This window comes from Bacillus aerius (assembly GCF_029894105.1).
Taxonomy (GTDB): Bacteria; Bacillota; Bacilli; order Bacillales; family Bacillaceae; genus Bacillus; species Bacillus altitudinis.
This window is the reverse complement of sequence record NZ_JARYHO010000001.1, coordinates 1,306,603-1,327,505: the sequence shown is the minus strand read 5'-3', so window position 1 is coordinate 1,327,505 and position 20,903 is coordinate 1,306,603. Positions and strand designations below refer to the sequence as shown.

Below are 20,903 nucleotides of genomic sequence, written 5' to 3'. Positions count from 1 at the left end.
TCCTTCTTATTCAATCCTTCTTATCGTACAAAACAGATGAAACGTGCGTCAACGATTGTTTTTCAAAATAGTCGTTGTGCGCTCAACGAGTCGATATGACAGCACCCTTTTTTCTGGTGCCTCACCTTGTAATACTTGATTGAACAAGTCAAATGCTTCCTGCCCCATTTGTTTGAGGGGAATGTCTATACTAGAAATCCCCAATGCTTCACTCAATTGATCGTTTTGAAAGCCAAGTATGGCTGGTGATTCTCCAACGTTTATTTGGTGACGCTGTGCCTCTAGTAAAAAACCTGCTGAGACATCATCGTTTGTAATCAGTAAGGCTGTCGGACGATTTTTCATCTCTTTCCATTCTGTAAATAATTGCTTGCCATCAAAAATGGTTAGTTTTCCTTCAATGACCCATTCATCATCAATGTCCTGCCCAAGCGACCGCATCATTTCTTGATAAGTCTGAATGCGAACTTGGCTGTTCTCCCCTTCTGTTCTAGCAAGAACGATTGCGATTCGCTCATGACCGCATGCCGCTAAGTGTTCAAGCCCTTCCTTAAAAGCCTGATCATGCGCAATCGATACCGATGAACATGTATCATGCGGAGTAGGATGACAAAAGATAATAGGACCAGATTCCTGCCACTTTAAAATTTCTCGATCACTTAACGCATTTGAGCAAAAGATTAAACCATCCACACGCTGCTCTTTTAAGCTCATTAATGCTTCTTTTTCCTTTAATGGGTCATATCCTGTTTGAAACAAGGCAAAATGCATTCCGCACTCCTGTGCTTTCTCTGCAATCCCTGTGACAATTCCGCTGAAATAGGAGTGATCAATTGTCGGAAGTACAATTCCAAGCATATTGGAATAGCCCTTTGCTAAATGCACTGCCTGAATATTCCGTGTATATTTGAGCTCTTTCATCGCACTAAGTACGCGCTCTCGCTTTTCTTCTTTGACATAAGGATGATCATTCATCACTCGTGATACGGTGGTAACAGATACACCCGCTCTTTTCGCAATATCCCTTATGTTAGGCATTTTTTCTCCTACTTTCTCTTGATATGGTAAGCGTTTCATACTTTAAGATGTATGTGAGCTGAACAAATCACTGGGTGGAAAGGGGAATTCAAGATGGGTATTATCATATGGATCATATTATGTTTGACTATTTTGTTTTCTGCTCGATTCGCACTACATCCTTTAGGAAAAGAACATAAAATCAAGCCGTTTCAATCAATTGATGATTTTTTTGTTGATAAGGATCGCAAAGAGTGACAAAAAAATCACGATGACGCTCCCAATACTTGGACGTTCATCGTGATTTTTTTCATTACTTGATGATCGTCAACTCTTTTGGATAATTGGTTAAGGTGACTGGGCCATCTTTTGTAATGAGAACATCGTCTTCAATTCTAACCCCGCCGACTCCTGGTACATAAATACCCGGCTCGATCGTATAGACCATCCCTTCTTTTAGAAGGTCATCATTTGCTTGACTCATAGAAGGGAACTCATGAACAGAAACCCCGAGTCCATGCCCTAGACGATGCGGGAAGTATTCGCCATATCCTGCTTCTGCGATCAGCCCTCTTGCTTTTAAGTCAAGGTCACCAATTCTCACACCCGGCTGGCTCATATCAAGTGCTGCCAATTCGGCTTTCAAGACGGTGTTGTAAATATCTTTTTGTTGTTCAGACGCTTCTTGATAGATGAAGGTTCTTGTAATATCTGAACAATAGCCATCCACAATCACGCCGAGGTCAAATAAAACAAAATCACCTTTTTTCAAGGCTGCCTGCCCCGGATTTCCATGAGGTTCTCCTGATTTTTCTCCGAATAGTACCATGGTTGAAAAGGACATGCCCTGAATGCCTTTTTTCTTCAGTTCATATTCGATGACAGCAAGAACTTCGGTTTCCGTCACCCCTTCTTTTAGGGCATGAATCCCAATTTTGACGCCTTCGTCTGCCAATTGAGCTGCTTTTTTCAATGTTTCAATTTCAGCTTCGTCTTTAATTAGTCTTAGCTGATTGAGCACATCTTCTGCCCGGACGAATGTTTCTGCCCCAGTGACAGCTTGAAGCTGCTCTGCTCTTTGCAAAGGAATGGATTCTTTTTCAATCGCTAGGCGAGTCGCTTTTACTCCTCGTTTTTCTAGTGCCTTTTGTATGAAATCAAAGGGGTTTTCATGGTCTTCATATCCAATGAGATCTCCAGCCCATCCCGCATTTTTTGCTTGCTCAACTTCCATCTTAGGCAAAATGAAAAATGGATCTGCTTCCTGAAAAACAAACAGCCCCATCACTCTTTCATGCGGCTCTGTGAAGTATCCAGATAGATAGAATACATTCTCCTTTGTATGTATAAATGCACCTTGAATGTCTTTTTTCTTAAGCCAAGAAGACAAGTTTTTCATTCGATTCATCGTGATCCTCCTCACACGTTTGACTACTGATCTATTGTATCAGTTTTCACTGTATTTCGCACAAAAGCGCACTGGCCTAAAGCCAGTGCGCTTTTGTGATTTGCTTAAGAAGCACGAAGCAAACGAAGTCCGTTTAAAATAACTAAAATCGTACTGCCTTCATGCCCAATGACACCAAAAGGTAAATCAAGAACTTGTAAGAAATTCGCACAGATTAACAAACAAATAACTGTTAATGAAAAGATGATGTTTTGTTTAATGATTCGGTTCATCTTTCTTGAAAGACGGATCATCTTTGTTAGATTGTTTAAGTTATTTTTCATTAAAATGAGATCTGCTGTTTCTAAAGCAACATCTGTGCCTCCGCCCATTGCGACGCCAACATCCGCTGTGGCGAGTGCAGGTGCATCATTGATTCCATCTCCGACCATAATGATCGAATCACCTTGTTTTTTCAGTTGATTGACTTCGTGTACCTTTTCATCTGGAAGACATTCAGCGACAACGGTTTGGATGCCTGCTTCCTCTGCAATCGCTTCAGCTGTTTTTTGCTGATCCCCTGTGAGCATGACGGTTTGGATGCCTAAATCATTCAGCTCCTGAATCATTTTTTTGGCCTCAGGTCTGATTTGATCCTTCAAACCGAGACAGCCGACGACTTCTTGATTTTTTTGAACATAGACAACTGTATATCCTTTGGATGAAAGAACATCACCATTCTCTTCAATATCACGATCCATTGAAGCTTTCCCGGCAAAATCTTTCTTCCCAATCCGCCATGTGTCCTCATTTAATTGTGCTTCCACACCAAAACCTGATGTTTCTTCAATGGTTACGTGGGCTGCCCGCTCTGTATGATGCTCTTTTGCCATATCAGAAATGGCTTTAGCTAATGGATGGTTTGACTGACTTTCAATTTGATAGAGTGCATGATAAAAGGTCGATTCATCTTGCCCTTTTGCCAAGACCACTTTTTCAACAGCTGGTTTTCCACTTGTAATCGTACCCGTTTTATCAAATGCAATCATCGTACTTGTGCCCAGTTTTTCTAAAAAGACACTTCCTTTTACAAGCATACCGTTTCTTGCACCGTTTGAGATGAGTGAAAGAGCTGCTGGCATAATTGAGGCAACAAGTGCACAAGGCGAGGCAACCACCATAAACACCATCGCACGGTAAAACGTTTCACTCATGCTCCAGCCAAGTACAAAATGAGGCAGGAACATTAAAATCGCCACAGTGATGAGCACACCTTTTACATAGGCACCTTCAAATTTTTCAATAAATGCTTGGCTTGGCGATACACTTTCTTGTGCAGATTCCACCAGCTTAATGATTTTATGAAAAAGTGTTTCTTCATTATGTTTTGTTACTTCTACTGTTAATGAACCATTTAAATTCACTGTTCCTGCAAACACATCTTCCCCTTGCCCTTTTTCCTGAGGCACCGATTCACCCGTTAAGGCAGATTCGTCTACACTTGTTCTTCCGCTCATGATCACACCATCTGCTGCAATTCGTTCGCCCGCTTTGATTAAAATACGGTCGCCTGGCGTAAGTGAAGAAGCAGCGATTTGGATGGTGGTGCCATCTTCTTCAATTAAAGTGGCTTCATCTGGAGCGATACTCATTAAGGCCGTTAAGTCTTTTTTACTTTTATTTGACGTATACGTTTCTAGCGCACCGCTAAGCGAAAAAATAAAAATTAAAATGGCGCCCTCTGCCCAGTAGCCAATGATCGCTGAGCCTATCGCAGCAAATATCATTAAAAGTTCTACATTTAATGTCTTGGATGAAATGGTTTCTTCAATTCCTTCCTTTGCCTTTGCAAAACCACCAATAACAAAAGCAAGAATGAAAAGAGGAATACTCCACATCGTTTCATCCTTTAGAAACCATCCAATCAAGATGAGAATCCCCGAAATGCCTGCTGCGATTAATTCCCCGTGCTGTGCCCATTTTTGAAAGAGCGAGTTGGATCCCTTTTGATCTGTCGTTTGATAAAGTGCTGTATTCTCATTCATGATTACTTTCTCCTCTCTAATTGATAATGATTTTCACATTATCAATCGTTGCCCGTTCCGTTTATCATCTATATTTTCTGCTATTTCAAGCTTTTTATAGGTCTGTAACTCATTATAACAGGTTCTGATCAATTTTCAATTAATAATTATTATAATTTCTTTTTGATAATAATTATCATTATTAGTGTCCGACATTTCTTCCTCTTTCTGAGCACATTTTATTCATCTGAAAGGTAATTGAACACAAAAAAGAACCAACGGATCGACCATTGGTTCTTACAGAAAGCTTGTGTTCTACGAATTTGTCCACTCTTTGATTTGTTTTTTCGTCAGCGGACCTACATGGTTTTTGACCACTTCACCCTTTTCATTGATGAAAAAGGTCGTCGGGATCGTAATGATTTGGTATTTCTTCATCATTTCTCCGTGCTCATCGAGAACGATTGGAAATGTAAACTTTCTGTCTTTCACAAATTGGGCAACTGCATGCTTGCTTTGCTCAGCACCAAGTAAATTCACAGTCAGTATGTCTACATCACTTTGATTTTCTTTCACGATCTGTTCAAAGGCTGGCAGCTCCATTTTGCAGGACGGGCACCACGTTGTCCAAAAATGCAGAATGGTCCGCTTCCCTTTCACCGGGATCACCTGCGTTTCACCTGTTAATGTAGGAGCTTCTATCCTCGGCGCCATTACAGGCTCTTTTGCTTCAGCCTCTATGTTCATCAGAAATAAAAGAAGGGTCATCATGAGAAGACTGGCGGGTAGATATTTACGATTCATCAGCATCTTCCTTCCTGATTTTCCTATAGCTTGCCCGCTAGCTGCACATGACATTCAAGCTTTTTTCAATGTAAGAAACATGGAGACGCCGAGTTCCTTGCAAATCGTCGCATAATGCAAAGCCGTTAATAGCAGCATCCCCGTGTTCATTCCTAAGATAACACCCATCATATTTAAGGATTCGATGGATCCTAGGAAATACACCATAGAGAACGATACCACGTGTACCCATATATTATGTAGGAACACATCTTTAATGAGACCCATACCGATTAAACACGCTTGAAACGGCATGACGAACAAGTGGCATAAGAAGTATGGCCATAGCAGCTGCAAGTAGACGGCTGCTTGAGGTGAGTCAAAAAAGAGCTGCGTGAGCGGATAAGCGAAATAATACATGATCATCACGGCTGGCACCCCATAGCCAAACGTAATGAGAATCGCTTGTCTGACACGTTTTTTCACGAGATCATACTGCCCCAAAGCATAGGCTTCTGATACATTCGGAATCATCACAATCATAATGGAATGAGCGATAAACGCCGGAAAAAAACCAATCGACATCGCTACGCCAGCAAGCATTCCGTAATGATCAACCGCAAGCGTACCAGAAATGCCCGCTGCAACGAGGGCTCCTTTGATTAAAAACGGTTCAACCGCATTGGCAATGGCATGAAAGATACGCATACCTGTTGTCGGAATGGAGACTGCTAACAAACGTTTTCTGACGTCAATTCCTCTTAACTCAACCGATCTGACATTCACAGCATTTTTCGCCATGACGTATTGGGAATATAAATAGATAAAGACGACGAGATCACTTGCAACAATCACACCAATCGCGATAAGCACCGCTGTTTCAATATCAAACGAATACCAATGAAAAAACAAAAACAAACAGATAAGCTGGATCGTTTTTTTCAGCATATTGGCTAGAGCAATTCTGCCCATTTGCTGCTTGCCCATAAAATAACCGCGTGCAATGGACGTAAATGCGATGATTGGAATGAGTGACAGAACCAAGCCCTTCATCAGCGGATGATACGATTGAAATACAGGAATGAAAGGCAGTACAATGGCTGCTATTGTCGTTGTTGTGCATGTCACCACAAGCGTCATTTTAAATGCATGGCGAAGCATACTTTTATGAAGCCGCTCATGCGATTCTGCAATGAATTTAGAAATGGAGACTGGCAGCTCCAAGCTGGCGATCACAAGCACAAGCATGATGATGGGAAGGATGCTCATATATAAACCCATTCCATGTTCTCCAAGCTCTCTCGCTAAAATCATATTGACTAAAAACTCGATACACTCAGCAATGAAAGCTGCGACAGATAGCAGAATGACCCCTTTTACAAATCGATTCATGTAGCCTCCCCTTGTCTAAAAGCAAATTCTTTTCACATTCTATGAGACAAGTCCTGAAAATATTTTAATAATTGAAGACAAAAAAACAGCGACTGATTGATCGCTGCTTTTCTTTACACTGCAAACACGTGACGGCCAATGCGTTCTACAATTTTACGAGAACGAATCCAGTTATCTGTCGCCGTTTTTGGATTATAAAAATAAATCGCCTTTGTTGTTCTGTCAGCTTCTTTGACAACCTGCTTCACAGCTTTTACGGAATCCTGGTCTGCCTTATCATTGATACTTCCATTTGATACGGGCTGGAAGGCATTTCGCTGATAAATCACGCCTCTGACACTGTCAGGAAAAGAGCGGTGTTCCACGCGGTTTAAGACGACGCTTGCTACAGCTTTTTTCCCGGCGTAAGATTCACCTTTTGCTTCGGCATGTACCAACCGAGAAAGCAAGTCCATTTCTTCATTAGAATAGTGTGATTGATTTCTTGAGCTTGCTGGCTTTGCCGTTTCCTTTTTCTTCGGCTTCGACCTCGGTTTTGATGCCTTTTCCTCTGTTGATGTGCTTAGCATTTTCACTTTCGGCTGATGTTTCTCCTCTGAAAACGCAGGAATCACGGTATGCTTACTATCTTGATCTATATATGAAAGCTGATGCTTTTCAGGTGCTTGTTCAAGTTTCTGACTTAATGTGCCCTCTTGCTCTTGTATATTGTCCATCTTGATCGCTGAGATGAGCATAAGGATGGCAAAAAGAGCTGTATGAATTTTGATCATTCGCCTCATTCCTCCCTTAATTAATGTAGGCCGTAAGATACTTGTCCACTCTAACAAGAGCTTCTTCTATTTTCACGCACAAAGATTTTCATGCCTGTCCAAATTCCGTCATTAAATGGCATGTCCTAGTTGAAATACGCATGAACTGGTAATGTAAGCGTTTAATATAGTCTCTTTTTAGCCTATAATCATCCTTATGCTCCTGATTATGGGTTATTACATTTTCTTTTCATATGTATCAAGCTGGTTTGAAGTGTGACAAAAGAACCAAAATAAAAAGCTTTTTCTCATGAATGAGAAAAAGCTTTAGCTTCTTGCTTCTTTAAGATATTCAAAAATAACATCTCCACCATGCTTGGCGATTCCGCGAAAATGTTTAAAATCATCTTGATTGACCAATACAGAACGAAATGTTAAAAAATCATCCTTTTGAATGGTCACTTGTTTTTCAGTACCATTCCGTAATGATTCTAGTATTGTGTTGATGTGTTCTTCAGTCAAAAAAACCGCTCCTTTTCAGCCTTGATCAAATATTAAATATACCATTCGTTTTCAAAGCGTACAACGAAAACGAAAGAAAAACGTCTTTATCCTTTACATTGGTATGAAAATATTGCAAAATACTTTTTAATAGGGATTGAAATCTGTTTTTAAAGGAGAGGGATCGGTTGAAGATTGCAAAAATTGGGAATGTGATCGAATTTAGAAATGGTTTAACAGGTGTAGTTGAAAAAGTGAATGAAAACTCTGTTATTGTGGATGTCACCATTATGGACAACTATAGAGATTTAGAACTGGATTCACTAACAGTCGTTAATCATAAAAACTATAAAATCATCAAAGACTCCGTACATTAATTTGCAATCCTCAATTCAGACTACCGTTACATAAAGATATACACAGCAAAGCTGACTCGTGTCACAGCTCTGTTCTCTTTTGACAATCACATATGAAAAAGGCTGACAACCATATAAAGTGGCGTCAGTCTTTTTGCGCGTGAAAGGTTTGCATTTCCGCTTTTGTTTTGTACATATCAACTTCTTCAGGTGTTATCACGCCTTTATCAATTAAAAGGGCGATCACTCCAAGTAATGTGGAGGCACTCCATTTATATCGCTCTTTGTTTTGATGTTCAAGCATCTGAAGCTCTTCCCTTAATTCCATTAGCAGCTTCTCTGTTTTGTCTTCTTTGTTTGCCAACACAAACGCCTCCATTTTCATTCGCTCGTTTCAATTTTATCTTAAAGTAAATATATCAAGAATAAAAGCATGATACACCTTTACAAACATACGTTCTGTCGTGTATACTATACATACGAGCTGGTAGCCCCCAGCCGTCCTAGCAAGTTCTATTCCTATTGGTATGAGAAGAGTGACATGACTCTTCTCTTTTTTTATATGCCATCATAATCTATTCCATAAAAAAAGACATGTCATCCACATGTCTTTTCTTCTTTATTAGCGATTATCAATCGTTTCTGGATACATATCGTGATTCATCATACGATACGATGCCATCTCTTCATACTTTGTCCCAGGTTTTCCGTAGTTCGTATACGGATCAATGGAAATACCGCCTCTTGGTGTAAATTTGCCCCATACTTCGATATATCTTGGGTCCATTAATTCAATGAGGTCGTTCATGATAATATTCATACAATCCTCATGGAAGTCACCGTGGTTACGGAAGCTGAACAAATATAATTTTAATGATTTACTTTCGACCATGATTTCATTTGGGATGTAGCTGATATACACGGTCGCAAAATCTGGCTGCCCTGTTTGCGGGCAAAGTGATGTGAATTCTGGGCAGTTGAATTTCACAAAATAATCTCTATTCGTATGTTTATTCGGGAACGTTTCAAGCACTTGTGGTGCATAGTCAAACAAGTAATTGGTCCCCTGGTTTCCTAGTAAAGTGACACCTTCTAATTCTTCTGGTTTTCTTGTCGTCATTTTGTCTCTTCCTTTCTATACGCCTCGTTTATTTCCCCACAATAGCGTGTGCAGTTGTGGTAAGACTCTCACACGATTCAAATCAGGGTCTTGCGCTACTTGATCTACAAGCATTTCGTATTTCTTTAATAAGTGCGTTAATAAGTACGCATCATCAGCTGTCATCGTATCATCATTTCCAACTTGCAAATAAAAGGGGAGTTCTGGGTATTTCGCATGAACATCCTTTGCATAGGCTAGATCAAGATCATCAAAGATCACGACCTTCAGGCTTGCATGTTGCAATCTGTTTCCATTTTTCAATTCATCTATGATACGTGTAAGTTTCGTAAAATCTGTTTTCATATTTGAACTTGGTGGTTTTGGAGAAATGGTTAAATCATCTATCTTCAAAAACCAATCTTGATACATCGTTCCCTGCGTTTCAAGCGCCGTATCAATTCCTTCTTCATGCAATAAATCAATAAGTGATTCCATTTGTTTTAAAAGCGCAGGATTCCCACCTGAAATGGTGACATGAGAAAAAGCCTTTCCACCTATTCTCTTCAGCTCTTTTACAATGTCCTCTGCCTGAAGCCACTGAATATCATGCTTAGCTGATCCATCCCATGTAAAAGATGAATCACACCAGCTGCAAGAGTAGTCACAGCCAGCCGTTCTGACAAACATGGTTTTTTGGCCAATGACCATTCCTTCTCCTTGAATGGTTGGACCAAAGATTTCTAAGACAGGAATCGCTTTAGTCATTGAGCTCAACTCGTTTCGGACGGTAAATGCAGTAGCTTGTTGGTGTCTCTCTGACAAAAACTTGAACACATACTGGTTTGTTCGCTAAAGTCGATAAATATGCTGCGACTTTATCATACACAGTCTTTGCGACAACCTCAGTGGTTGGCATCGCGTATGGATCATTTGATGAGAATTCTTCATGGTCATTGAGCAGTGTATGGTCGTACTGTCCATGAATGAGTTTTTTTAGCGTGCTAAAATTCACAAGGAAACCTGAATCATCTAGATGATCTCCTGCAATCGTAATGTTAATCGTATACGTATGACCATGTACGCGGCTACAAGCGCCAGCATCTTCTCTCGGGATAAAATGGGCTGCCGATACATGCATATCTTTATTTAATTCAAACGAAAATGGATGATTCGTCTGTGGATAGATTTGAGAAAGCATTTAGTTCGCCTCCTTCATGTCCATATAAGTGTCATAGCCATTTTTCCGAAGCTTACATGCAGGACATTCCCCGCAGCCATCAGAAATGATGCCATTATAGCAAGTGAGTGTTTCATTTTTCACAAAATCTAGCGCATTCAGTTCATCAGCCAGCTTCCACGTTTCAGCTTTATTCAGCCACATGAGCGGCGTATGGATGACAAATGGTTTTTCCATTGCCAAATTCACGGTGACGTTACAAGATTTCACAAACTCATCTCGACAATCTGGGTAGCCGCTAAAGTCTGTCTCGCACACACCCGTAATAATATGACGTGCTCCAATTTGATACGCAAGAATGGATGCAAAGGATAAGAAAACTAAGTTTCTCCCCGGAACAAATGTGGAAGGCAGTTCTCCTTCTTTTTCTTCAATATCAATGTCATCTCTTGTTAAGGCATTGGGTGCAAGCTGATTTAAAAGAGACATATCTAATAGATGATTTTTCACACCTAGCTTGTCAGCAATTCTTTTGGCGACATCAATTTCTTCTTGATGACGCTGATTATAATGAAAGGTTACCGTTTCAACCTCTTTAAATTGTTGAAGTGCCCATAGTAAACATGTCGTACTGTCCTGTCCCCCGCTAAAGACAACGACCGCTTTTTCATTTTTCATTTTTCCTTTTCCTCCTTTTGCAGACCCGTACCTCCGCACAAAGCTGCATCTGAAAGGTTCATGAAAACCCCTATTTTTCTCAAAAGAAAAGACACCTTTACATGTGTATGAGGTGTCCCAGCCATAAAAAATAAAAAATGCCACATCCAAGGATACGGCAAGTCCTTAGTTTTTTATAGAGGGTTTTGCTAGAACCTCTCCCGTTTTCACGGATTTTTGTTCAATTTTCACAGAGGATAGTGTACCACATAATTGGTGTACAAGCTATCCCTTCTTTACTTATCACGTGATGCAGGCACTTTTTTCAGACAAAGAAAGAGGATAAAAAAGATACTGACATAACCAAAAACAGGGTAAACCGTTGAAATGAGTGTACCGTATCCAATTTTACTGATGACATAACAGCAAAGCAGAATAAAGGATATCGTATACATACTGTTCAATCGAATATACGCCCTCACCTGTCTTTCGAGACCGTATAAATTCCCTATAACGGATGTAAAGACTTCACCAAAGATCACGAATAAATAGATGAGATGAATGGAGTTTGCGACTTGATACACCACTTGGGCCATCGGAATATCATACGCTTCCAGCATTTCTAATGAAGAAAGGGATAAAAAACAGGCGAGCAGAATGAGTGTCAACATCAGACCCCCAAGCACCGCTCCTTTTTTTATCACGGCTTCGGATGTCATTTCGTTTGCAACCGGCACTAATACGGCTTGAGACAGCGCTAAATTAAATGCACCATATGAAATCGCAGACAACATCCATTCGCCCTCTCCCATTTGCAGCCCCAGAACGTGGCTTTCACCGCTACTAAACACAAATGAGTCTAGAAACACAATCAGCGAAAAGAAAATCAGCATTGGAACGACAAGTACATTGACACCAAATAACCCTTTTGAACCTTTAAAAAGGACAATGACACTTAAAATAATCGTTAAAAAAATACCATATTCTTTTGAGATGCCAAGTTGTTCTTCAAAAATAGCGCCTGCGCCAGAAATCATCACTGACGTCACACCTAGTAAAATAAAAAACATGACGATGTTAATATATCGACTCGCAGCAGCTCCAAATAAAAACCGATTCATATCTTGATAAGACTCCGCTTCAATTCGTTTGGAAATAAGCATCATTTTTGCGCCAAGGCCGGTAAAAATAACACCGCTAATCAAAATCCCGATCAATCCAATCCAGCCAAAACGAACAAAAAATTCTACGATTTCTTTTCCTGTCGCAAACCCAGCTCCAACCACTGTTCCTACATATACAAAGGCAAGCTGAAAAGCGGATTCATTTGAACGTTTCATATGACCCCTCCGCACCCATCACTTTCGATTGTCTCTTTTTTATCCTATGAGACAAGTTCCTTGAAAAGAAGGACAAACCATGATTAAATGCAAAAAAGGATTTTTCATTCAGCTATGAGCAAAACAGTTGAAAGTCAAAATAGGTCAGAGTATACTATAGTCAAAGATGGTCAAACAACAGACCATTTTATTTAACATTCATTGGTCAAATAAAGTCAAACTTTATTTTAAGGAGGTCATGGCTCATGCGTTGTCAACATTGTCAAGTAAATGAAGCAACTATTCGCCTGAATATGCAAGTAAATTCGTCCCGTAGCCAAATGGTTTTATGTGAAGACTGCTATACCTCTTTGATGGAACAGTCAAAAATGAAAATGGGTCCTAACCTTTTCGGAGGCAGCTCATTCTTCTCTGAGCAAGCAGGACATGCGACGAGCCAAGAGCGGCCTAAACAAAAAGGCTTACTCGATGAGCTTGGCCGGAACTTAACGGATGGCGCACATGCTGGTTTAATCGATCCTGTCATTGGCCGTGATGAAGAAGTCACAAGAGTCATTGAGATTTTAAATAGAAGAAATAAAAACAATCCTGTTCTCATTGGTGAACCTGGTGTTGGTAAAACGGCCATAGCCGAAGGACTAGCACTAAAAATTGCAAATGGAGATGTACCAAATAAATTAAAGAACAAACAAGTTTATTTATTAGATGTCTCTTCACTTGTGGCAAACACAGGTATACGTGGTCAATTTGAGGAACGGATGAAGCAATTAATCAAAGAATTGCAAAGCCGTAAAAATATCATCTTATTCGTTGATGAAATTCATCTTCTTGTAGGCGCAGGCTCTGCCGAAGGGTCAATGGATGCCGGAAACATTTTGAAACCAGCTCTAGCTCGAGGGGAACTGCAGCTAGTAGGTGCGACAACATTAAAAGAGTATCGTCAAATTGAAAAAGATGCTGCCCTTGAACGCAGGTTCCAGCCCGTCATCGTTGATGAGCCAACACAGGATGAAGCATTCGAGATATTAAAAGGCATTCAAGATAAGTATGAAGCCTATCATGGCGTCACCTATTCTGACGAAGCCATTAAAGCGTGTGTTCAATTATCTTCGCGGTATATTCAAGACCGCCACTTGCCAGATAAAGCCATTGATTTAATGGATGAAGCAGGTTCAAAAGCGAATCTCTCCATTGATGCAGCAAGTGAAGATGAATTAACAAACCGTCTTGCGCAAATTGCCGCTGAAAAACAAGCTGCTTTAAATGAAGAACGATATGAAAAAGCAGCGAAGCTTCGAGACGAAGAAGAAGCGATTGAAGCGAGATTGCAAAACAAAACAAATGACAAAGAACATGTCGTCACAGCTGAGGACATTCAGTCGATTGTAGAACAAAAAACAGGTATCCCTGTCGGCAAACTGCAAGCAGACGAGCAAACAAAAATGAAAGAAATTGATGTCCGCTTAAAAGCCCGCGTCATTGGTCAGGAACATGCGGTTGAAAAAGTGGCGAAAGCCGTAAAAAGAAGCAGAGCCGGCTTAAAATCAAAACACAGACCAACTGGCTCCTTCCTTTTCGTTGGACCAACAGGCGTCGGGAAAACCGAATTGTCTAAAACATTAGCGGAAGAATTATTTGGCTCAAAAGAAGCGATCATTCGTTTAGATATGAGTGAGTACATGGAGAAACATTCCGTGTCCAAAATCATCGGTTCTCCTCCTGGTTACGTTGGACATGATGAAGCCGGACAGCTCACGGAAAAGGTTCGCAGAAAACCATACAGCATCATTTTGCTCGATGAAATCGAAAAAGCGCACCCTGATGTCCAGCATATGTTCCTTCAAATCATGGAAGATGGCCGTCTAACAGACAGCCAAGGCAGAACCGTCAGCTTTAAAGACACAGTCATCATTATGACAAGTAACGCTGGCAGCACAGATAAAAAAGCAGTCAAAGTCGGATTCCAGTCTGAACAAGAAGAAGCCATCGAAGAACAATCATTGATTGATTCACTGAGCGCTTATTTCAAACCGGAATTCTTGAACCGTTTTGACAGCATCATTCAGTTTGATTCATTAGATAAAGACGATTTAGTCAAAATTGTGGATCTTCTGCTCAAAGATTTGTCAGAGCAGTTAAAAGAACAAAATCTAACTGTTCACGTCACAAACGAAGCGAAAGAAAAAATCGCTGAACTTGGTTATCATCCAGCATTTGGGGCTCGTCCGTTACGAAGAACGATTCAAGAGCATGTTGAGGATCAAATGACGGACATCTTGCTTGAAGAAGAACAACTTACTGGATTTACAGTCGATGTTGAACATGACGAAATTGTTGTGAAAAAGAGCTAAGTACATCCTAAGGAGGATCTTCAGCTCCATCATGTTGCAGTGTCTAAATTCCATCTGAGCGCCGACGCTCCCTCCCCTCTTTTCCTTTACGATAAAAGAAAAAGAGGTGGATCACATGGATCACATGATCAATTGGAACTACGATTTGATCAAAATCATACATGAAGAAAAATTAAAAGAATTGCTCTTAGATGAAACAGCTCAAAAAAGATGAAGTTTCCAGATTGTTGACAAAGGGCTAAAATGAACTTGATTTTAGCCCTTTGTCTTCTTTTCAGCGTGATAGAAAACCTTTGCAGTCTAGGAAGGACAGCTACTTGCGCGGAGTGAATTTGGCATTCGTGAGCACCAGAGCGCAGGACTGACAAAGAATGCGAGGGTTTGTCTACACGCTGAAAACTCCCTTTTATATGAGGGAGTTTCTTTTTTTACGGCTTTCAGAAAGCGCTTTCGTCAAAATTTCTTCACATAAACTGTCTTAATTTTATATTCTGACTAAAACCCTTCTAGAAGACACCGATATTAACTATAGAAAAAGATAGTTAAAGGATTTGGTGAGATAATGGACAAAACATCGTTAATTGGTATTATTTTAGCATTTATTGCACTGAGTGTCGGTATGGTTTTGAAAGGTGTGAGTCTAACCGCTCTTATCAACCCGGCGGCTATATTGATCATTGTGGTTGGGACAATTTCAGCTGTTGTCATTGCCTTCCCATCTAGTGAAATTAAGAAAACACCAAAATTATTCGGCAAAATTTTCAAAGATAGCAAGCTTCCAACGATACAAGAAATGATTCCTCTATTTTCAAACTGGGCACAAATTGCTCGTCGTGAAGGTCTTTTGGCATTAGAGGCAAATCTTGAGGAAGTCGATGACGATTTTCTAAAGAACGGCTTAAGCATGGCAGTTGACGGTCAAAGTGCTGAATTTATTCGCGACGTCTTAACTGAAGAAGTCGATGCCATGTCGGAGAGACATCAGTCAGGCGCATTAATCTTTACACAAGCTGGTACATACGCTCCGACTCTAGGGGTACTTGGTGCCGTTGTCGGACTTATTGCCGCACTTGCAAACATGGGAGACATTGAAGCACTTGGACATGCGATTAGTGCTGCCTTCGTCGCCACACTGCTTGGGATTTTTACAGGGTATGTGTTGTGGCATCCATTTGCCAACAAGCTGAAGCGTAAATCAAAGGAAGAAGTGAAGCTTCGTCTCATTATGATTGAAGGGATTCTTTCTGTCCTTGAAGGCCAGTCTCCAAAGGTTATTGAGCAAAAACTTCTGATGTACTTACCAGCAAAAGAACGTGCAAATCTTGTCATTGAAGAAGGAGAAAAACAGAATGGCTAGGAAACGTAAAAAACATGATCATGAAGACCATGTAGATGAGTCTTGGCTGATCCCTTACGCCGATCTTCTTACGCTTCTTCTCGCCCTCTTCATTGTGCTGTTTGCATCTAGCTCCATTGATGCGGCAAAATATGAACAGATGGCTAAATCGTTTAATGTTGTCTTTACTGGCGGCACTGGCGTAATGGACCAATCAAGCATGCAGAGCACCGAAGAAACAGAAAACAGCAATCAAACCAAAAAATCAGCAGAAGATGAAGAAGAAGAAGCAAAAGCGAAAGCTCGTGACCAAGCGGTATTAACAAAGGTTAAAAAGCAAGTAGATTCATTCATTGCGGATAAAAAACTTGGTTCGAAGCTTGAAACAAAGCTGACGGATGAAGGTCTGCTTATTACAATTGAAGACAGCATCTTCTTTGATTCTGGGCGAGCGGTGATCCGCTCGCAGGATGTTCCGTTAGCCAAAGAAATATCCAAGCTGCTCGTCATTAACCCTGCTCGTGACATCGTCATTAGCGGACATACAGATAACGTTCCGATTCGGAATTCTGAATTTGAATCCAACTGGTATTTAAGCGCCATTCGTGCGGTCAACTTTTTAAATATTCTCCTTGAAAACAGCAACCTAGACCAAGAGAACTTTAGCACAAAAGGTTACGGAGAATTTAAACCGATTGCCTCTAACGATACCGCAGAAGGCAGAAGTAAAAACAGACGCGTCGAAGTTCTTATTTTGCCAATTGAGAAAAAAGCAAAATAAATAGGAAGCCAGCGGCTTCCTTTCAGATCATGACAAAGGGCTAAAATGATGTTTATTTTAGCCCTTTGTCTTTCTTATGAGCGCGATTGAAAGCGCTTGTCGTTTATTGGTGCGCAGGACTGACATCATATGCGAGGATTAGTCTACATACTAAAAAGGAAGCCAACGGCTTCCTTCAGGCTGTCGAGAAAATCTCGACAGCTTTATTTTTTTCCTTAAATTTTCCACTACCCCATTTTATAATAGAGAAAAGCATACTAAAGGAAGGTGTTTTTCTCATGTTCCACACTAGAAATTCTTCTCAGCACGAAGCCGAATTTGTATTACTAGATCAACTGGTCGAAGAGGATCACCTGCTTCGTAAAATTGATCAATACATTGATTTTTCATTTATCATAGACAAAGTAAAACCATATTATAGTGAGAATAAAGGTCGTCCTTCTCTCGATCCACTCATTTTGTTCAAAATGATGTTCATCGGATACCTGTATGGTATCCGTTCTGAAAGGCAACTTGAAAAAGAAATTTACTATAACATGGCGTATAGATGGTTTTTAGGTTTGAACATCAATGACCCCGTTCCTCATCACTCGACCATTAGCTGGAATCGTCGTACTCGATTCAAAGATACAACGATTTTTCAAGACATTTTCGACGAGATTGTGCTTCAAGCTATCAATCATGATATGGTAGGAGGCCGCGTTCTTTTTACTGATTCAACTCATCTTAAAGCCAATGCCAATAAACATAAATATATGAGAAAAACGATTGAACAAGATACCCAGAACTATATAAATGATTTAGAAGAAGCGATCCAAGAAGATCGGGTGGCACACGGAAAAAAGCCCTTAAAGGTAAAAGAGGAGGTGAAAACGGAAAAAGACATTCGTCAAAGTACGACTGATCCTGAAAGTGGCTATCTTTATCGTGAAAACAAACCGGAAGGCTTTTTCTACCTAGACCACCGTACAACGGATATGAAGTACAATATCATCACGGATGCCCACATCACGCCCGGTAATGTCCATGATTCTGTTCCGTATCTTGATCGGTTGGATCACCAAATCGCACGATTTGGTTTTCAAGTAGAAGCTGTTGCCCTTGATTCTGGTTATTTGACGACCCCAATCTGTAAAGGTTTATCAGATCGCCGTATTTTTGGTGTCATCGCACATAGACGCTTTCATCCAACAAGAGGTTTATTTGAGAAGTGGAAATTCAAGTATGACTCTGAACATGATCATTACATATGCCCAAATGGTGAGAAGCTATTATATACAACAACTGATCGAAAGGGTTATCGATTCTACAAATCAGATCCTAAAAAATGTGCATCGTGTTCTTTTCTTGAAAGATGCACAAGGTCGAAAAATCATCAAAAAGTCATCTCAAGACACATATGGGAAGAACATAAAGAAAAGATCAGACAAAATCGTCTATCTGTCTCTGGAAAAGAGCTATATAAAAAAAGAAAAGAAAAAATAGAGCGAAGCTTTGCAGATTCAAAACAACTGCACGGGCTTCGCTACTGCCGGTTGAGGGGAAAACAAAATGTGAGTGAGCAAGTTCTTCTCACAGCTGCCTGTCAGAACATGAAGAAGATTGCCACACATCTAGCGAAGCTAGGTTAGGTGTGTGGGAGGCCTTTTTCATTCAATCTCATCCATCATCATTACGATGAAAATAAAAAAGATTGTAGAAAAACATGAGTTTCTCTACAATCTGAAGGAAGCCAACGGCTTCCTTTTTTATGTGTTTATTCTTTATGATCATATAAATGCTTGGCACGCAGTCCTACATGTTTGAGCATATCGATGCAGGCATCCTTCTCCTCTTCACTAAGCACACTGATCATCTCGTGAATCTCTTTTGCATGATCTGGGAAGATGTCATCAAGCAAAGCTCTTCCCTGCTCCGTAATATGTGCAAATGTCACCCTGCGGTCTTCTGCACAAGCTTTCCGGCTAAGGAGTTCTTTTTTCTCCAATTTATCAACCACATACGTGATGCTTCCGCTTGCGAGTAAGATCTTATCACCTATTTGCTGAAGCGGCTGATCACCTTTATGATACAGCAATTCTAATACAGCAAATTCAGTCGGATTCAGACCGTGCTTCACAATATGTTTGTTCATGTGGTGATTAATGGAGCGATAGGCACGTGATAGTACAATAAATAATTTCAAAGATTTCTCAACATTATGATTTTCCATTTTTTATCATCCTTTATGAAATGCAACTCACTAATGTGACATTAATAAACAATAAGTAAAATGTCAACATGTTGAACCATTTTTAGCATGAAAAAGAGACCAGAACGAATCACCTAATTTTTTAAAAATCTCACAAGTCATCGTAATAAAGATAGGTTCAATGCTATAATAAGTCTATTAGGTAATACGTTGGAGCGATGAATCATGAGTATACTGAAAGGGTTTTGGAAGAAGATCAAGCTTTACCTTATTTTGGTCGTGATTCCAACCCTCATCATTAGTTATTTTATCTACGAAAAAGAAACTGAGAAAATTGATGTAAAAAACAAACAAACCGCTACACTTATGTTAAATATTCACAAAAACCAAATGAATTATTTAATCAGTGAAACGGAAGCAAGACTAACTTCCCTTGCCATGGGATTTGACCAGCCGCTTGAAACGAAAAGAGTACAACACATCCTAGAGAAAATCTATAAACAAGAACCTCGTTTTTCAGGCCTGTATCTCCTAGACCAAAAAGGAAATGTCACAGCCAGCACCACACCATTAAAGGAAAAAATCAACCTGTCATTTAGAGATTACTTTAAACGTATTCAAGTTACAAAACAGACCGTCATCACAGATAACTATGTAAGCCGCATTACAAAGCAGCGGATTCTCTCCATTTGTGTCCCTGTTTTGAATGAAAACGACGAAGTCACAGATGTGCTAGTCGCTGCGATTCAAATTGATTATTTAAGAAATATTATGAATGTATTAAACCCAGAGCTTCATTTTAAGATGCTGAATCAAAATGGAGACGTTGTGTTTACAAGTGGTCCACAGCCAGCATCTGAAAGTGATAGCACCGTGTCTACATATTTAGATGAAAACAGCTGGAAGCTAGAGGTTTTTCCGCAGCGTGCGACAACAAGTGAAGTCCTGTCTGTGATGCTGTTTCCATTATCCAGTGCATTTATTCTCTTAAATATCTTATTTACACTCGTCCAATATATCATTTTAAGACGACAAACCCAGCAGGAACGCCACCAAAATGAAGCACAAAAACTTGAACTCATTGGAACACTTGCGGCAAGTACGGCTCATGAAATTCGCAATCCATTAACAGGCATTAGCGGGTTTATTCAACTTTTGCAAAAGAAGTATCGTTCAGAAGAGGATCAGCTTTATTTTTCTGTCATCGAGGAAGAAATTAAACGGATTAACCAAATCGTCAGTGAGTTTCTTGTGCTAGGAAAACCAACGGCTGAAAAGTGGCAAAATAATTCTGTGAAAGAAATTGTGAGTGAGATCATGCCAATTGTATTTTCTGAGGCGAACCTTTATAATGTCGAGGTTGATTTGCAAATCAATACCATTCAAGATGTTGGCGTGTATTGCACGAAGGATCACATTAAACAAGTGGTATTGAATGTAGCGAAAAACTCGTTAGAAGCGATGCCAAATGGCGGTCATTTGAAGATTGTCATTGAGGCTGAAAAAGAACAGGTCATCATAAAAGTGAAAGATACAGGTGAAGGTATACCAGAAGAGATGCTGAAACATATCTTCCTCCCTTTTATTACGTCGAAGGAAAAAGGAACAGGTCTTGGGCTTGTTGTGTGTAAACGAATCATTTCGATGTATGGGGGGACAATCGATATCGAGAGCGAAGTGAATAAAGGAACAACCGTGATCATCATGCTCCCTTCTGCACACTAATAGCTGAAGCATTCATCCGGTTTTGCTAATG

General features: G+C 40.1%; 20 protein-coding genes and 1 riboswitch. Of the genes, 6 read left to right on the top strand and 14 right to left on the bottom strand.

Annotated elements, in window-relative coordinates; all coding sequences use genetic code 11:
- Nucleotides 1–48: 48 nt before the first annotated feature.
- The 7 genes from M2353_RS06840 to M2353_RS06810 form a co-directional block, all read right to left on the bottom strand.
- Entirely contained in the window at nt 49–1,038 is a 990-nt protein-coding gene (locus M2353_RS06840) for a LacI family DNA-binding transcriptional regulator (protein WP_256689214.1), read from the bottom strand.
- Nucleotides 1,039–1,330: 292 nt separating this feature from the next.
- A complete protein-coding gene (locus M2353_RS06835) occupies nt 1,331–2,425 on the bottom strand; it encodes a M24 family metallopeptidase (protein ID WP_284725179.1) in 1,095 nt (364 codons plus the stop codon).
- A gap of 104 nt (nt 2,426–2,529) precedes the next feature.
- Nucleotides 2,530–4,449, bottom strand: a complete 1,920-nt coding sequence (locus M2353_RS06830) for a heavy metal translocating P-type ATPase (protein WP_284725178.1) — start codon at nt 4,447–4,449, stop codon at nt 2,530–2,532.
- A gap of 294 nt (nt 4,450–4,743) precedes the next feature.
- Entirely contained in the window at nt 4,744–5,232 is a 489-nt protein-coding gene (gene stoA / locus M2353_RS06825) for an endospore biogenesis thiol-disulfide oxidoreductase StoA (protein WP_008348077.1), read from the bottom strand.
- Nucleotides 5,233–5,286: 54 nt separating this feature from the next.
- The gene (locus M2353_RS06820) at nt 5,287–6,603 is read right to left on the bottom strand and encodes a polysaccharide biosynthesis protein (RefSeq protein ID WP_041507392.1); all 1,317 of its coding nucleotides are present in this window, start codon (nt 6,601–6,603) and stop codon (nt 5,287–5,289) included.
- A 113-nt stretch (nt 6,604–6,716) separates the two neighbouring features.
- Nucleotides 6,717–7,376, bottom strand: a complete 660-nt coding sequence (locus M2353_RS06815; protein WP_284725177.1) for a cell wall hydrolase — start codon at nt 7,374–7,376, stop codon at nt 6,717–6,719.
- A gap of 306 nt (nt 7,377–7,682) precedes the next feature.
- On the bottom strand, nt 7,683–7,877 hold the full coding sequence (locus M2353_RS06810; RefSeq protein ID WP_008348081.1) for a hypothetical protein: 195 nt from the start codon (nt 7,875–7,877) through the stop codon (nt 7,683–7,685).
- A 167-nt stretch (nt 7,878–8,044) separates the two neighbouring features.
- Here M2353_RS06810 and M2353_RS06805 point away from each other — a divergent pair, with 167 nt between their 5' ends.
- A complete protein-coding gene (locus tag M2353_RS06805) occupies nt 8,045–8,233 on the top strand; it encodes a YkvS family protein (protein WP_003211747.1) in 189 nt (62 codons plus the stop codon).
- A 124-nt stretch (nt 8,234–8,357) separates the two neighbouring features.
- On the opposite strand, the gene M2353_RS06800 is transcribed toward M2353_RS06805, so the two are convergent.
- From M2353_RS06800 to M2353_RS06775, 6 genes are all read right to left on the bottom strand, one after another.
- Nucleotides 8,358–8,576 (bottom strand): hypothetical protein, encoded by a 219-nt coding sequence (locus tag M2353_RS06800; RefSeq protein WP_017367128.1) that lies wholly within the window; start codon nt 8,574–8,576, stop codon nt 8,358–8,360.
- 258 nt (nt 8,577–8,834) lie between these two features.
- Nucleotides 8,835–9,332: a preQ(1) synthase gene (queF, locus tag M2353_RS06795; protein WP_003211403.1), complete on the bottom strand. Its 498-nt coding sequence runs from the start codon at nt 9,330–9,332 to the stop codon at nt 8,835–8,837.
- Nucleotides 9,333–9,347: 15 nt separating this feature from the next.
- Complete coding sequence (gene queE, locus M2353_RS06790) at nt 9,348–10,079, bottom strand: 7-carboxy-7-deazaguanine synthase QueE (RefSeq protein WP_284725176.1); 732 nt, start codon at nt 10,077–10,079, stop codon at nt 9,348–9,350.
- Nucleotides 10,072–10,512, bottom strand: a complete 441-nt coding sequence (queD, locus tag M2353_RS06785) for a 6-carboxytetrahydropterin synthase QueD (RefSeq protein WP_039169139.1) — start codon at nt 10,510–10,512, stop codon at nt 10,072–10,074. The genes queE and queD overlap by 8 nt, the downstream gene beginning before the upstream one ends.
- Complete coding sequence (gene queC, locus M2353_RS06780; protein WP_008348090.1) at nt 10,513–11,169, bottom strand: 7-cyano-7-deazaguanine synthase QueC; 657 nt, start codon at nt 11,167–11,169, stop codon at nt 10,513–10,515. It abuts the gene before it with no gap.
- Between the two features lie 159 nt (nt 11,170–11,328).
- Nucleotides 11,329–11,373, bottom strand: a riboswitch (PreQ1 riboswitch).
- 71 nt (nt 11,374–11,444) lie between these two features.
- Nucleotides 11,445–12,488, bottom strand: coding sequence for a YkvI family membrane protein (locus M2353_RS06775; RefSeq protein WP_098680947.1), 1,044 nt, complete (start codon nt 12,486–12,488; stop codon nt 11,445–11,447).
- Between the two features lie 245 nt (nt 12,489–12,733).
- On the opposite strand from M2353_RS06775, the gene M2353_RS06770 reads away from it, so the two are divergent.
- From M2353_RS06770 to M2353_RS06755, 4 genes are all read left to right on the top strand, one after another.
- Nucleotides 12,734–14,839, top strand: a complete 2,106-nt coding sequence (locus M2353_RS06770; RefSeq protein WP_045035131.1) for an ATP-dependent Clp protease ATP-binding subunit — start codon at nt 12,734–12,736, stop codon at nt 14,837–14,839.
- Between the two features lie 562 nt (nt 14,840–15,401).
- Nucleotides 15,402–16,196 carry a flagellar motor stator protein MotA gene (gene motA, locus M2353_RS06765; protein WP_008346088.1) on the top strand — a complete coding sequence of 265 codons (795 nt, stop codon included), beginning with the start codon at nt 15,402–15,404 and terminating at the stop codon, nt 16,194–16,196.
- A complete protein-coding gene (gene motB, locus M2353_RS06760) occupies nt 16,189–16,956 on the top strand; it encodes a flagellar motor protein MotB (RefSeq protein WP_024719648.1) in 768 nt (255 codons plus the stop codon). The genes motA and motB overlap by 8 nt, the downstream gene beginning before the upstream one ends.
- A gap of 278 nt (nt 16,957–17,234) precedes the next feature.
- Nucleotides 17,235–18,587 (top strand): IS1182 family transposase, encoded by a 1,353-nt coding sequence (locus M2353_RS06755; protein WP_284725045.1) that lies wholly within the window; start codon nt 17,235–17,237, stop codon nt 18,585–18,587.
- 125 nt (nt 18,588–18,712) lie between these two features.
- On the opposite strand, the gene mhqR is transcribed toward M2353_RS06755, so the two are convergent.
- Nucleotides 18,713–19,168 (bottom strand): MarR family transcriptional regulator MhqR, encoded by a 456-nt coding sequence (mhqR, locus tag M2353_RS06750; RefSeq protein ID WP_003211701.1) that lies wholly within the window; start codon nt 19,166–19,168, stop codon nt 18,713–18,715.
- Nucleotides 19,169–19,372: 204 nt separating this feature from the next.
- Between mhqR and M2353_RS06745 the strand changes: the two genes are divergently transcribed.
- Complete coding sequence (locus M2353_RS06745) at nt 19,373–20,872, top strand: sporulation kinase KinD (protein ID WP_193804255.1); 1,500 nt, start codon at nt 19,373–19,375, stop codon at nt 20,870–20,872.
- Nucleotides 20,873–20,903: the final 31 nt, after the last annotated feature.